Source organism: Microbacterium sp. NPDC057407 (assembly GCF_042803895.1).
Classification (GTDB): Bacteria; Actinomycetota; Actinomycetes; order Actinomycetales; family Microbacteriaceae; genus Microbacterium.
In genome coordinates, this window is record NZ_JBHVCA010000002.1 from 429,603 (window position 1) to 443,725 (window position 14,123).

Annotated in this window: 11 protein-coding genes; 5 read left to right on the forward strand and 6 right to left on the reverse strand. The window is 69.5% G+C overall.

What is annotated here, in order from left to right:
* The first annotated feature begins 17 nt into the window (after positions 1-17).
* The gene (locus ACFUTX_RS06940; RefSeq protein ID WP_378861853.1) at positions 18-2,477 is read left to right on the forward strand and encodes a DNA topoisomerase (ATP-hydrolyzing) subunit A; all 2,460 of its coding nucleotides are present in this window, start codon (positions 18-20) and stop codon (positions 2,475-2,477) included.
* A gap of 21 nt (positions 2,478-2,498) precedes the next feature.
* Here the strand turns inward: ACFUTX_RS06940 and ACFUTX_RS06945 are convergent, their stop codons facing one another.
* Entirely contained in the window at positions 2,499-4,592 is a 2,094-nt protein-coding gene (locus tag ACFUTX_RS06945) for a type IIA DNA topoisomerase subunit B (protein WP_378861856.1), read from the reverse strand.
* A gap of 146 nt (positions 4,593-4,738) precedes the next feature.
* Here ACFUTX_RS06945 and ACFUTX_RS06950 point away from each other — a divergent pair, with 146 nt between their 5' ends.
* Positions 4,739-4,963, forward strand: coding sequence for a hypothetical protein (locus ACFUTX_RS06950; RefSeq protein ID WP_378861859.1), 225 nt, complete (start codon positions 4,739-4,741; stop codon positions 4,961-4,963).
* A gap of 24 nt (positions 4,964-4,987) precedes the next feature.
* Here the strand turns inward: ACFUTX_RS06950 and ACFUTX_RS06955 are convergent, their stop codons facing one another.
* Positions 4,988-6,040 carry an alanine racemase gene (locus ACFUTX_RS06955; RefSeq protein WP_378861862.1) on the reverse strand — a complete coding sequence of 351 codons (1,053 nt, stop codon included), beginning with the start codon at positions 6,038-6,040 and terminating at the stop codon, positions 4,988-4,990.
* Complete coding sequence (locus tag ACFUTX_RS06960; protein WP_378861865.1) at positions 6,037-6,780, reverse strand: alanine racemase C-terminal domain-containing protein; 744 nt, start codon at positions 6,778-6,780, stop codon at positions 6,037-6,039. The genes ACFUTX_RS06955 and ACFUTX_RS06960 overlap by 4 nt, the downstream gene beginning before the upstream one ends.
* A gap of 45 nt (positions 6,781-6,825) precedes the next feature.
* On the opposite strand from ACFUTX_RS06960, the gene ACFUTX_RS06965 reads away from it, so the two are divergent.
* On the forward strand, positions 6,826-7,848 hold the full coding sequence (locus ACFUTX_RS06965; protein ID WP_378861868.1) for a sugar-transfer associated ATP-grasp domain-containing protein: 1,023 nt from the start codon (positions 6,826-6,828) through the stop codon (positions 7,846-7,848).
* Positions 7,849-7,917: 69 nt separating this feature from the next.
* Here ACFUTX_RS06965 and ACFUTX_RS06970 read toward each other — a convergent pair whose 3' ends face one another.
* The 3 genes from ACFUTX_RS06970 to ACFUTX_RS06980 all read right to left on the reverse strand — a co-directional run bounded on the left by ACFUTX_RS06970 (position 7,918) and on the right by ACFUTX_RS06980 (position 11,167).
* Complete coding sequence (locus ACFUTX_RS06970; protein WP_378861871.1) at positions 7,918-8,613, reverse strand: coenzyme F420-0:L-glutamate ligase; 696 nt, start codon at positions 8,611-8,613, stop codon at positions 7,918-7,920.
* A complete protein-coding gene (locus ACFUTX_RS06975; protein WP_378861873.1) occupies positions 8,610-10,022 on the reverse strand; it encodes an RNA polymerase sigma factor in 1,413 nt (470 codons plus the stop codon). The genes ACFUTX_RS06970 and ACFUTX_RS06975 overlap by 4 nt, the downstream gene beginning before the upstream one ends.
* Positions 10,023-10,243: 221 nt before the next feature.
* Complete coding sequence (locus ACFUTX_RS06980; RefSeq protein ID WP_378861876.1) at positions 10,244-11,167, reverse strand: proteasome assembly chaperone family protein; 924 nt, start codon at positions 11,165-11,167, stop codon at positions 10,244-10,246.
* 86 nt (positions 11,168-11,253) lie between these two features.
* Here ACFUTX_RS06980 and ACFUTX_RS06985 point away from each other — a divergent pair, with 86 nt between their 5' ends.
* Both ACFUTX_RS06985 and lpdA read left to right on the forward strand, forming a co-directional pair.
* Positions 11,254-12,729 (forward strand): leucyl aminopeptidase, encoded by a 1,476-nt coding sequence (locus ACFUTX_RS06985; protein ID WP_378861879.1) that lies wholly within the window; start codon positions 11,254-11,256, stop codon positions 12,727-12,729.
* Positions 12,729-14,102 carry a dihydrolipoyl dehydrogenase gene (gene lpdA, locus ACFUTX_RS06990; protein WP_378861882.1) on the forward strand — a complete coding sequence of 458 codons (1,374 nt, stop codon included), beginning with the start codon at positions 12,729-12,731 and terminating at the stop codon, positions 14,100-14,102. The genes ACFUTX_RS06985 and lpdA overlap by 1 nt, the downstream gene beginning before the upstream one ends.
* The last annotated feature ends 21 nt before the right edge of the window (positions 14,103-14,123 follow it).

Here is a 14,123-nt window from a genome sequence, read left to right on the forward strand (position 1 = left end):
ACCCGAGGCTCATCGTCATGCCCGTATCCCGCACCGAATCGTCCCCCGCCGACCACGGCCGCATCGAAGACGTCGATGTCTCGGCCGAGATGCAGGGGTCGTTCCTCGAGTACGCGTACTCGGTCATCTACTCGCGCGCCCTCCCCGACGCCCGCGACGGCCTGAAGCCGGTTCAGCGCCGCATCCTGTTCCAAATGGCCGACATGGGACTGCGGCCCGATCGGGGACACGTCAAGAGCGCGCGTGTCGTCGGCGAGGTGATGGGAAAGCTGCACCCGCACGGTGACGCTCCGATCTACGACGCGCTCGTGCGTCTGGCCCAGCCGTTCTCGCTGCGGGTGCCGCTCGTGGACGGCCATGGGAACTTCGGGTCTCTCGACGACGGCCCCGCCGCTCCTCGCTATACCGAGGCCCGCCTCGCGGCACCCGCACTCGCGCTGACCGAGAACCTCGACGAAGATGTCGTCGACTTCATCCCGAACTACGACGGCCAGTTCCAGCAGCCCGAGGTGCTGCCCGCGGCGTACCCGAACCTGCTCGTCAACGGGGCCACGGGGATCGCGGTCGGAATGGCCACGAACATGGCGCCCCACAACCTCATCGAGGTCGTGGGCGCGGCCGTCCACCTTCTCGACAATCCTGACGCGACCGTCGAGGAGCTGATGGAGTTCGTGCCCGGCCCCGACCTGCCGTCCGGCGGGATCATCGTCGGTCTCGACGGGATCAAGGAGGCGTACGTCAAGGGCCGCGGTTCGTTCCGGACGCGTGCCAAGGTCTCGATCGAGTCGCTCGGTCCGCGGCGCACCGGCATCGTGGTGACCGAGCTGCCCTACCTCGTCGGCCCCGAGCGCATCATCGAGAAGATCAAGGACGCCGTCACCGCCAAGAAGCTCCAGGGCATCTCGGATGTGACCGACCTCACTGACCGCCACAACGGTCTGCGGCTCGTGATCGGCATCAAGACCGGTTTCGACCCCCAGGCCGTGCTCGAGCACCTCTATCGGCTCACCCCCCTCGAGGACTCGTTCAGCATCAACAACGTCGCACTGGTCGACGGGCAACCGCAGACGCTGGGGCTCCGCGAGCTCCTGCGCGTGTATCTCGACCACCGACTGAGCGTCGTCACGCGCCGCAGCAGGTTCCGCCTCGCCCGCCGCAAAGAGCGCCTCCACCTGGTCGAGGGGCTGTTGATCGCGATTCTCGACATCGACGAGGTGATCCAGGTCATCCGCTCCTCCGACGACGGCGAGGCGGCTCGCACGCGCCTGATGGACGTCTTCGACCTCTCGGAGCCTCAGGCCGAGTACATCCTCGAGCTCCGTCTGCGGCGGCTGACCCGCTTCTCGCGGATCGAGCTCGAGGCCGAGCGCGACAAGCTCGCCGCCGAGATCGCCGAGCTCGAGGAGCTCCTGGGCAGCGAGGTGCTGCTGCGCGCGCAGGTGGCGCGCGAACTGGACGCCGCCGCGGAGACCTATGGCACGCCTCGGCGCACCCTCCTGCTCAACGGCGGCCCCGTCGCACCGCGATCCCGTGCGGCCGCCGCCGCGGCCGACCTCCAGATCGCCGACACCCCCTGCCGCGTCTTCTTCTCGGCGACCGGACGGATGGTGCGGGCCGAGCTGACGGCGGACGCGGTCAACGGCGGGATCGTGCCGCCGACGCGACGCTCCAAGCACGACGCCGTCCGTGGCTGGGTCGACACGACGACTCGGGGGGACGCCGGAGCGGTCACCAGCCATGGCCGGCTGGTGAGGTTCACTCCCGTCGATCTGCCGTCGGTGCCCGGGAACTCGGTGCAGCTGGCAGCCGGCACGAGAGCCGACCAGTATCTCGGCCTCGGCTCGGGTGAGCACGTGGTTGCGGTGGTCGCACTCGCCGACGAGCGGCCGATCGCGCTCGGGACCCGTCACGGGATCGTCAAGCGCGTCGCCGCGTCCGAACTGGGCAACAAGCATGACGTCGAGGTCATCGCGCTGCGAGACGGCGACAGGGTCGTGGGTGCCGGTCACGCGGGCGACGGCGACGAGCTCGTCTTCGTATCCAGCGACGCTCAGCTGCTCCGCTTCGACGCGTCCTCGGTGCGCCCGCAGGGGCGCGCCGCCGGCGGCATGGCGGGGATCCGCCTCTCGGAGGGCGCGGAGGTCATCGCGTTCACGGCGGTGGGGGCATCCGTCTTCGATGCTGTCGTCGTCACGGTCGCCGGTTCGGCCGCCGCCCTGCCCGGCACCGATGCCGGGAGTGCGAAGGTTTCCGCGTTCACGGAGTTCCCCGCGAAGGGCCGCGCCACCGGTGGAGTGCGCGCCCAGCGGTTCCTGAAGGGCGAGGACGTCCTCACGCACGCGTGGGTGGGAGTCGAACCGCGTGCGGTCGGCGCAGACGGGTCGACCCGATCGCTGCCCGCCGCGGGGGCCAAGCGCGACGCGTCGGGAACCCCGCTCGAGGGGGTCATCGGCGCGATCGGCACCGGCGTCCGCTGATCGCCGTCGGACGCCTGCCGATCAGGCGTCGATGCGCTCCCGTGCGAGGCGATCGCTGGAATCGATGATGAACTCCTTGCGCGGCGCGACATCGTTTCCCATGAGCAGTTCGAAGACGGATGCCGCGGCCTCGGCATCCGTCATCTGGACGCGTCGGAGGGTGCGGCCCGCCCGGTCCATGGTCGTCGTCGCCAGCTGGTCGGCGTCCATCTCGCCAAGGCCCTTGTAGCGCTGCACGGGCTCCTGCCACCTCTTGCCGGCTTTCGAGAGCTTGGTGAGCAGCCCGTGAAGCTCCTGCTCGGAATACGTGTAGATGGTGTCGTTGGGCTTCGTGCCGGGGTTCATGACCACCACTCGATGCAGCGGAGGCACAGCGGCATAGACGCGTCCCGCGTCGATGAGGGGGCGCATGTAGCGGAAGAAGAGGGTGAGCAGCAGAGTGCGGATGTGCGCGCCGTCGACGTCCGCGTCGCTCATGAGGATGATCTTGCCGTAGCGCGCCGCGTCGAGGTCGAACGAGCGACCCGACCCCGCGCCGATCACCTGGATGATCGCGGCGCACTCGGCATTCGAGAGCATGTCGCTCACCGACGCCTTCTGAACGTTGAGGATCTTGCCGCGGATCGGGAGGAGTGCCTGGTACTCGCTGTTGCGCGCGAGCTTCGCCGTCCCGAGCGCCGAGTCGCCCTCGACGATGAACAGTTCGGATGCGTCCACGTCGTTGGTGCGGCAGTCCGCCAGCTTGGCGGGGAGGGAGGAGGACTCCAGGGCGTTCTTGCGGCGCTGGGTCTCTTTATGGGTGCGCGCCGAGATCCTCGCCTTCATCTCGGCGACCACCTTGTCGAGCAGCTGCGCCGTCTGCGCCTTGTCGTCGCGCTTCGGCGAAGAGAAGCGCGCGGCCAACTCGCGCGTGACGACGTTGGCCACGATCTGCCGGACCGCAGGCGTGCCGAGAACCTCTTTCGTCTGCCCCTCGAACTGCGGCTCGGGCAGGCGCACCGTCAGCACCGCCGAGAGGCCCGCGAGGATGTCGTCCTTCTCGAGCTTGTCATTGCCCACCTTGAGGCGCCGCGCGTTCTGCTCGACCTGCGCCCGGAGCACCTTCATCAGGCCGAGCTCGAAGCCCGCCTGGTGCGTGCCGCCCTTCGGCGTCGCGATGATGTTCACGAAGGAACGGGTGACGGTCTCGTATCCGGTCCCCCAGCGCACGGCGACATCCACTTCGCACGTCCGCTCCACCTCGGTGGGAACCATGGCGCCGGAGGCCTGCAGGACGGGAACCGTCTCCGTGAACGTCCCCGACCCGGTGAGCCGCCACGTGTCGGTGATCGGCGCGTCGGGGGCGAGGTAGTCGGCGAACTCGGAGATGCCGCCGTCGAAGCGGTAGCTCGTCTCCACCGGCTCTTCAGCGCGTTCGTCGCGGATGACGATCTCGAGCCCCGGAACGAGGAACGCCGTCTGACGCGCGCGCTGCTCGAGCTCCTGGATGTTGAACGCGGCGTCCTTGGTGAAGATCTGCCGGTCGGCCCAGTAGCGGATGCGGGTGCCGGTGACCCCTCGAGCCGCCCTGCCCACCACCCGGAGCTCGCTGCGCTCTTCGAAGGGCGTGAAGGCCGAGTCGGGGGCGCCGTTCGCGAACACGCCCGGCTCGCCGCGGTGGAACGACATGGCCCACGTCTTGCCGCCGCGGTCCACTTCGACGTCGAGCCGCTCCGAGAGCGCGTTGACCACGGACGCGCCGACGCCGTGGAGACCGCCCGACGCGGCGTAGGATCCGCCGCCGAACTTTCCGCCGGCGTGGAGCTTGGTGAAGACCACCTCGACGCCCGAGAGCCCGGTGCGCGGTTCGATGTCGACCGGGATGCCGCGGGCGCGATCGCGCACCTCGACGCTGCCGTCGGCGTGGAGCACGATATCGATGCGCGAGCCGTGGCCCGCCAGCGCCTCGTCGACCGAGTTGTCGATGATCTCCCACAGGCAGTGCATGAGCCCGCGCGAGTCGGTGGATCCGATGTACATGCCCGGGCGCTTGCGGACGGCTTCGAGGCCTTCGAGCACCTGAAGGTGGTGGGCGGAATACTCGGCGGTCACAATCTCCAAGCGTATCCGGGGCATCCGATCGACCGGAGCAGACACGCGCCCCGCGCGGCCCGCCGTACGCGCTCAGCGAAATGTGACCCGTTCGCGGCATTCTCGAAACATGGGCGTGGTTGTATTTCATGACCCGCAACGGAGTTCTATCTGAACGAGGAGGCACCGAGATGACCACGCTTTCGACACCCACCGAGCCCGGCGCCGTCCTCGACTACCGCCTCACGGCGGTGGACCGGTGCGACTCGTGCGGCGCACAGGCCTACATCGCTGCTGAGGTCAACGGCAGCGAACTGCTCTTCTGCGCCCACCACGGCCGCAAGTATGAAGAGAAGCTGCGCGCCGTCGCCACATCCTGGCACGACGAGACCGCTCGGCTCGCCGAGTCGGTCTGACTCCTTCCGGCCGCGCCGACCCGCTCAGTGCTGCGGGGCGGGATCGCCCGTGTAGATCCGCTCGACGAGCGGAGAGACGCGAACGGCGATCTCCTCCCCGATCGTCCCGATCGCTTCGGCGAAGTCGGTCGCCGACGGACCGTCGGGCGCGCCGTACACGGTCAGCGCGTCGCCGACGGCGGCGTTGGGCCAGGCCTCGACCTCGCTCCGGGGCCCGACGGTCAGCAGGCGTCGTGGAGCCCCGTCCACCGTGAGTGACACCCGCCCTCCGAGCGTCGAGGGGAGGCCGTCCAGTGCCCCCACGTCGATGACCGCACGGTCGTCCGTCAGGTCCGCGACCGTCGCTTCCAGCCGACCCACGGGTTGGATCTGCAGCTCGCGCTCATCCGGTCCGCCGGCGGGACGGATGCCGTAGCAGAACGCTCCCACGCGCACCAGGTCGTACCGGAACTCGGCGCGCGCGAACGAGGCCGCGCTCGCTGAGAGGTGCAGCAGCTCGGGGGTGAGCCCCGCCGAGCGCGCCTGCTCCACGGCGCGCTCGAAGATCCCGCGAGCCGCGTCGTCCTCTTCGTCTGATGCCTCGGCGATGTGGCTCCAGAGACCGACGACGTCGAGGCATCCGCTCCTCACCAGCTCCGCCGCGCGTACGGCGAACGCCGGCCACTCCTCGGGTCGCACCCCGTTGCGGTGCAGTCCGCTGTCGATCTTCAGATGGACTCGGGCAGTCGCACCCGCCTCGCGGGCAGCCTCGGCGACCTCCTCGAGCAGCTCGGCGTCGCCGACCCCGAGGTCGACGTCGTCCCCGATGGCCGCATCGAGCTCCGACCGCGAGGCGGCGATCCAGGCGAAGATGCGCGCGCCGCCTCCCGTGACCGCACGGACTCTCGAGGCGGTGGCGACGTCGAACGCGCCGAACCAGCGCACGCCCTCGTGGTGCGCTCGACGCACCACGGGCTCGAGCCCGTGACCGTAGGCGTCGTCCTTGACGACGAGCATCACCCGGGCGGGGGCGACCCTCTCGCGCACACGCGCGATGTTCGTCGCCAGGACGCCCAGATCCACGCGAAGGGCGCTCATGCGACCGCCTCCCGCGCCGCGCGCAGTCCGACCGCGGTGACGATCTCCGCTGCGGAGAGTCCGGTGGCCGACGTCCAGTCCGACAGCGAGGGCTCGCCTCGCGCGGGGTCTCCGAAGAAAACCGCCTCGTCGCCTCGCCGGAGGTCGGCGTCTCCGATGTCGACGACGCAGACGTCCATCGCGACCCGTCCCACGATGGGGCAGGTCGCCCCGCCGATCGCGAGGGAGACACGGTTGCCGAGCCCGCGCACCACTCCCTGCGCATATCCGCCGGAGACGAGCGCCACCCGGGTGTCGACGGCGGCTCGATGGGAGTAGCCGTACGAGACGCCCTCCCCCGCACGCAGGCGTTTGACGCCGAGAACGGTGCCGCTCAGACGCATCGCCGGCGCGGCGCCGGGTGCTCCTCCAGGAAGCCCGTAGAGGGTGAGGAGGTCGAGCGGAGCCGAGCCCCGCGCGTCGGCGGCGTCGCCGCCGAGACGGCGCAGGTCGCTTCTGAGGCCATCATCCACGAGCAGCGCGTCGATGCCGACCGCCAGCAGTTCCGCGGCGACCGCGGGTGCACCGTGGCCCCACGCATCGTGCCGCAGATCGGCGAGGACGCCGCTGTGGCCGGGGAGTGCCGCGAGGGCGATGGCGGCGTTGCCTGCGATGACGGATGCCGACACCGACGCCACCGGCGAGCTCGAGGGGCCGGTAACGGGGGCCGGATCTGCCTGCCCAGGGATCACCGAACTCACGCCTCTAGACTATCCGGGACCCCCGTCCCCCACCCCGGAGCACGCATGCCTTCTCAGGGCCTCGGTCTCGCGCCACGCCTTCGCTACCTCGCCGGACGCGCTCGTCGCATCGATGTCGGATCCGTTCTCGAGCGCGCGAAGGAGACGTCCGCCCAGCACGGCAAATGGACGCCCGCGGTGCTCGTCGACATGCTCTGGTCGGCAGGCTTCCGCCAGGTGGGCTTCCAGGACTACGTCGACTACGACTTCGCCATCCTCAGCCGCGCCGAACGCGACACGTACATGACGCATCCGGTGTCGAACCAGCTGTCGCAGAAGTACGACGACCCGGCCTTCCGGCACATCTTCCAAGACAAAATCGAGTTCGACCGCGTCTTCAGCGAGCACCTGCATCGCGACTGGATGGTCGTCGAAGACGGTAATGCAGACGCCGTCCGCGCCTTCGCCGAGAAGCACGGGACCATCGTGACCAAGGAGCCCGTCGGCCAGGCGGGCACGGGGGTCCACCGGTATCACGCCGCCGACGTGGACGACTGGGGGCGCTTCCACGAGGGGCTGCTCCAGCGCGGCGAACTGCTCATCGAAGAGGTCATCCGCCAGCACGCCGACCTGGCCGCCGTCTGTCCGGGGACCGTGAACACCACACGCGTCACCGCCTTCTTCGACGGCGAACGGACGCACATCCTGGCGATGGCCCAGAAGTTCGGCCGCGGCGCGGTGAGCGACCAGATGACCTTCGGCGGCTTCTACACGATGCTCGACGAGAACGGCCACGCCGTCGGGCCGGGTTACGATTCGCACGCCCACGTGCACGAGCGCCACCCCGACAGCGGGTTCGTGATCGCGGACTTCCAGCTCCCCTTGATCGACGAGGTGAAGGCCTTCGTCGATCGCATCGCGCGCGTGGTGCCCCAGGTGCAGTACGTGGGGTGGGACATCGTCGTCACGCCGGACGGCCCCGTGCTCGTCGAGGGCAATTGGGGAGCCGGCGTCTACGAGAACAAGCCGAGCGTGACCGGCATCCGCACCGGGCACAAGGGGCGTTACCGCGCCGCGATCGGATTCTGACGAGACAGCGGGAAGGGCGGGCCCGCACCGGGCCCGCCCTTCTCTCGTCGTCGGATCGACGCCCTGTCGTCAGATCGTGCGCACGATCCCGAGGGGCGTCGACTCGTGCCCTTGACCGAGCGGATTGTCCTTCAGGATCGAGACGAGCCGCTTCTCGCCGGCGTGGTCGAGCGTCGAACCGAGGATGTTGCCGCCGATGTCGTTGATGTCCACGACCGCGACCTCTGCCGGAACAGGAAGGAGCGACTGCAGATGGCGCGCCACCTGCGTGGGCTTCTCCGGACCGAGCACGACCGCGGTGTTGTAGGGCGGAATGGTGTGCGACGTCGGCCCGTCGATGGAACGCGCCTTGTAGCCGGCAACGCGGTAGAAGTCCCCGCGTCGGCCGAACAGCTTCGTCACCGCCGAGACAGCGGCCGCCACCAGGATGCGCGGGGTACCGCACTCGCGGAGCGCCATCTCCATGGTCTCGGGCATGCCGAGGCCGATTCCGTAGCTGGTGCGCGTGACGTACTTCGAAAGGAAGCGGGCCAGTCGGCGAGGCTGGATCTCTTCGAGCTGGAACGACCTGCCCTGCGTGATCGCGACGATCTTCTCGGTGACGAAGAGCAGATCTCCCTCTCGGACGAGGTCCGCCGCATACTCGCGGACGAGGGCGTCGAGGTCGTCGCCCGGCATGACGACTCGCGTGCGAATCGGGATGCGGGCGAACGACGACCCGTCGACGTGAACGGTGAGCGCCTTGCCGGCGTTCGCCTCGCTCACTCGAGGTAGTCCCGAAGGGACTGCGAGCGGGACGGATGCCGCAGCTTGGCCATCGTCTTCGACTCGATCTGACGGATGCGCTCACGCGTCACGCCGAACGTATCGCCGATCTGGTCGAGGGTCTTCGGCTGACCGTCACCGAGTCCGAACCGCATGCGGATGACCCCGGCCTCGCGCTCGGACAGCGAGTCGAGCAGCGACTCGAGCTGGCGCTGCAGCATCGTGAAGCCCACCGCGTCAGCGGGGACCACGGCTTCGGTGTCTTCGATCAGGTCGCCGAATTCACTGTCGCCGTCCTCACCGAGCGGAGTGTGCAGAGAGATCGGCTCGCGGCCGTACTTCTGCACCTCGATGACCTTCTCGGGGGTCATGTCGAGTTCGCGACTGAGCTCTTCGGGAGTCGGTTCGCGTCCGAGATCCTGCAGCATCTGCCGCTGCACGCGGGCGAGCTTGTTGATGACCTCGACCATGTGCACCGGGATGCGGATCGTGCGCGCCTGATCGGCCATCGCACGAGTGATCGCCTGACGGATCCACCACGTCGCGTAGGTCGAGAACTTGAAGCCCTTGGTGTAGTCGAACTTCTCGACCGCGCGGATCAGACCGAGGTTGCCCTCCTGGATCAGGTCGAGGAACTGCATGCCGCGCCCCGTGTAGCGCTTGGCGAGCGAGACGACCAGCCGAAGGTTCGCTCCCAGCAGGTGCGATTTCGCGCGCTGGCCGTCGCGGGCGACCCACTGCAGGTCGAGGCCCAGCTGCGAGGACTTCTCGGCCGCCGACATGTGCGACAGCTTCTCTTCGGCGAACAGGCCCGCCTCGATGCGCATCGCGAGCTCGACCTCTTCGGCCGCGTTCAGCAGCGGAACCTTGCCGATCTGCTTCAGGTAATCCTTGACCGGGTCGGCCGTGGCCCCCGTGATCTGCGTCGAATAGACCGGGACGTCGTCCTCGTCGCTCGACGAGATGACGATCGCGCCCGTGGGCAGCGGCTCGGTGAACGCCGGCTTCGTGCTCTCTTCGTCCTCGTCGTCCTCTTCGGAGGCTGCCGCGGGCGCATCGCCGCCTTCGGCGCCCGCCTTGGTTGCCGTGCGGGCAGCAGCGGCCGCAGCCTCGGAGTCGTCCGCGTCGCCGTCGTCCTCGGTGTCGGCGTCGGTGTCGGCGTCCTCGTCGAGGACGTCGGCGTCCAGTTCGACGTCGTCGAGGTCTTCGACATCGTCCTCGAGGTCGTCGTCCTTCGCCGCCTTCGGGGCCGCCGTCTTCGGGCTCGCCTTCGCGCGCGTGGCCTTCTTCGCGGCGGGCTTGGCCGCGGCGCCCTTGCCGGTGGACTTGGCCGGAGCGGCAGCGGTGGTCTCGTCCGTCTCGGTGTCCTTTGCGGCCGAGCGGGCCTTGGTGTTCGTGCCTGAGGTCACGTTTCGCCTTTCACCGGGATATGGGCTCCATGCCCCGGTCGATTTCGGACACTAGTAAGACCCTTGTCAAGTCCTCGTTCCGCAGAGATCACCTCACGGAACCAGTTGACAACGGGTCAGAGCATCCAGTATCTCACACTTGCGGTGTGCTGCCAGCAACGCGCCTCGCCGCCGTGCCACCGCCCTCCAAAGACAACGCGCGAGGGCGACCGCGCATTCCGTCAGGCGCCGCGCTTGTCGTCCTCGCCGCTGGGCCGAGTCGCGAGGAAGCGCTCCAGCTCGGCGGCGAGTTCGTCCGCGCTCGGGAGATCGCCGGTGTGGATCATGGGCGTCGCCTGCGTCGACCCGGCCATGTACGCGTCGTAGCGCTCCTCCAGGCCCTCCACCATCCGCGACAGCTCTTCGCTCCCGCTCACCTGGTCGTCGACCTTCGTGAGGTACTCGCGGTTCTCGTCGCGCAGCTCCTCACCCGTGAACACCAGCCCGGTCGCGACCGTCAGGCTGTCCAGGGCGGCGAGGGCTGCGGCCGGATACTCGGTGTCGCCGAGGTAGTGGGGAACGAGGAGCACGAACCCGGCGACCGGGACTCCCGCTTCGGCCAGCCGGTACTCGAGCAGGTGCCCCGCCGTCGACGGGACCTGCGTCTGCGGCTTCCAGACCGAGTGCGCCTCGGTGAGCTCCGAGCGGGTGCCGCTCACCGTCGTTCCGATGGGACGCGTGTGCGGGACCGGCATGGGGATGGCGTGCACCCACGTCACCGTGACGACCTGGTACTCCTCGACGAACGCGAGGACCGAGGCGGCGAAAGCGTCCCAGCCGAAGTCGGGCTCATATCCGGTCAGCATCAGGAAAGCCTGACCGAGCGCGTCGTGCGCGAGGGAGAGTTCCAGCCGCGGAGGACGGTAGTCGGTCAGGTGGTCCTGGTCGAACGAGATCACCGGACGACGGGCCCGGTAGTCGAGAAGGACGTCGTTCGTGTAGACGACGAGCGGAATGGGGGCGAGGTCGTCGCGAAGATACTCGACCGTGCGGCTCACCGCGCTTCCCGCGTCGGTGAAGCCCGTCAGAGCGATGATCAGCGGGAGCCCGCGCGGAACCGGCGGCGCGGACGCGGAGCGCTCGAACAGCGGACCGGAGAGGGGCATGCCCCCATGCTACGAGCCGGTGCGACGCCGTCGGGTCACCGCCGTCCCGCTCAGAGCGAACACCCGACCTCCCTAGGATGGAGACCATGTCGTTCCCCGACCTCGCGTACAGCGATGCACCGATCCGAGAGTCCGACGCCGATGCGATCCTGATCGCACTTCCGCCCGTCGAGGGCGATGCCGCCCCCGACCTGCGCGGGTGGCCGGGGTTGCGCGAGGCGCTGAGCGCCATCGGCTTCTCCGGAGCGCCCGGCGTACTCCAGCGCGTGTACGCGCCCGAGAGCACGACGTCGCCTCTCGCGGTCGTCGGCACCGGCGCGGCACCGGATGCCGCAGCCGTCCGCGATGCGGTCGGAGCCGCGCTGCGGTCGCTGACCGGCTTCGAGACGGTGGCCGTGGCGGCTCCGTTCGCGGACGCGACGCTCTGGAAAGCGGCTGCGGAAGGCGCCGCTCTCGGGGGCTACCGCTTCGACGGCTACAAGAGCGACCCGCCGAAGCGGCGCGCCAGCCGTGTGGTCGTGCATGGCGTCGGTACCGAGGATCCGGCCGCGCTCGCCTCGGTTGTGGCGGCCGCCGACGCCGTCGCTCTCGTGAAGGACCTCGTGTCCATCCCGGCGGAGTGGCTCGGCCCTGCGGACTTCGCCGAGCGTGCACGCGCCTCCGTCGAGGGTCTTCCGGTCGAGGTCGAGATCCTCGACGAGGCGGATCTGCGCGAAGGCGGATACGGCGGCATCCTCGGGGTGGGTCAGGGCTCCGACCGCCCCCCGCGCCTCGTCCGGCTGCGGTACGCGCCGCAGGGCGCCTCCCGCCACGTGGCTCTCGTCGGCAAGGGCATCACGTTCGACACGGGCGGGCTCTCGCTGAAGCCCGCCGCCTCGATGGTGGGCATGAAGTACGACATGTGCGGCGCGGCCACGGCTCTCGCGGTGCTGCGCGCCGTCGCCACGCTGGGCGCACCGGTGGCGGTGACGGCGTGGCTCTGCCTGGCCGACAACATGCCGTCGGGGCGCGCCACGCGGCCCGGCGACGTGCTGCGGATGCTCGACGGCACGACGGTGGAAGTGCTCAACACCGACGCCGAGGGCCGCCTCGTGCTCGCCGACGGTCTGGTGGCGGCCAGCCGCGAGCATCCGGACGTCATCGTCGACGTCGCGACGCTCACCGGCGCCATCACGGTCGCACTCGGCACGCGGCATGCCGGCGTGATGGGCGACGATGACACCGTCGCGGCATACCTCGCAGCGGCGGCGGCCGAGTCCGAGCCGGCGTGGCAGCTGCCGCTTCCGGCGCACATGGTGGACGAGCTCGACTCCCCCATCGCCGATCTCCAGAACGCGAAGATCGGCGACCCCGCCGGCGGGTCGCTGTTCGCGGGACTGTTCCTGCGGCACTTCGTCGGCCGGATCTCCGACGAGCCCGACGCGCCCCGGATCCCCTGGGTCCACCTCGACATCGCCGGCGTCGGCATGAACAAGGGCGGCGGGTACGGGTACACCGACAAGGGCCCGACCGCAGCGACCGTGCGCAGCCTGATCCGTTTCGTCACGACAGAGGAGTCCTGATGGCCGACCACACATTCGATCTCGTGGTGCTGGGCGGCGGCAGCGGCGGCTACGCGGCCGCCCTGCGCGCCGCGGAACTCGGGAAGTCCGTCGCGCTCGTCGAGAAGGACAAGGTGGGCGGCACCTGCCTGCACCGCGGCTGCATCCCGACGAAGGCGCTGCTGCACGCGGCCGAGGTCGCGGAGGCGGCCCGGGACGCCTCGACCGTCGGCATCCGCGCGTCGTTCGAGGGTGTGGATCCCGCAGGCGTCCGCGCCTACCGCGAGGGAATCGTGGCGAAGAAGTACAAGGGCCTCGAGGGTCTCGTGAAGGCGCGAGCGATCACGGTCGTCTCCGGCGAGGGCCGGCTCGAGTCCGGCCCGGCCGTGCGGGTCGGCGACGACCTCTACCGCGGCACCGATGTCATCCTCGCGACCGGTTCGTACAGTCGTACCCTTCCCGGCCTCGAGATCGGGGGCCGCGTGCTCACCAGCGAGCACGCCCTGGAACTCGACGAGATCCCGTCTCGCGTGATCATCCTCGGCGGCGGCGTCATCGGCGTCGAGTTCGCCAGCGTCTGGCGCTCGTTCGGCGTGGACGTCACCATCGTCGAGGCGCTCGATCATCTCCTCCCCAACGAGGACATCGCGCTGAGCAAGGCGCTCGAGCGCGCGTTCCGGCGGCGTGGCATTGCCTCGTCGCTGGGCGTGCGCTTCCAGAGCGTGTCGCAGACCTCCGACGGTGTGACCGTCACGCTGGAGGACGGCAAGAGCTTCGACGCCGACTACCTCCTGGTCGCCGTGGGCCGGGGCCCTGCGACATCCGGCCTGGGCTATGAGGAGGCGGGCGTCGTGATCGACCGCGGCTTCGTCGCGACGGACGAGCGTTTGAAGACCGCGGTGCCTCACGTCTGGGCAGTGGGAGACATCGTGTTCGGCCCCCAGCTGGCGCACCGCGGCTTCCAGCAGGGGATCTTCGTCGCAGAGGAGATCGCGGGGCTCTCCCCCACACTCGTCCCGGACTCGCAGATCCCCAAAGTGACGTACAGCCACCCGGAAGTGGCGTCGGTCGGACTGACCGAGGCGCAGGCTGCGGAGGCGCATGGAGCCGACGCCGTCGTCGCCTACGAGTACAACCTGGCGGGCAACGGCAAGAGCGAGATACTCGGCACCTCTGGGATCGTGAAGATCGTCCGGGTGAAGGACGGACCCGTGATCGGGGTGCATCTCGCCGGAGACCGCGTCGGGGAGCTCATCACCGAGGGCCAGCTCGCTGTCGGCTGGGAAGCCCATCCCGAAGACATCGCACCGTTCGTCCACGCCCATCCGACGCAGAGCGAAGCGCTCGGCGAAGCCTTCCTCGCGCTGGCGGGCAAACCTCTGCACGCGCTCTGACGCGCAGCACTCGCGCGGTCA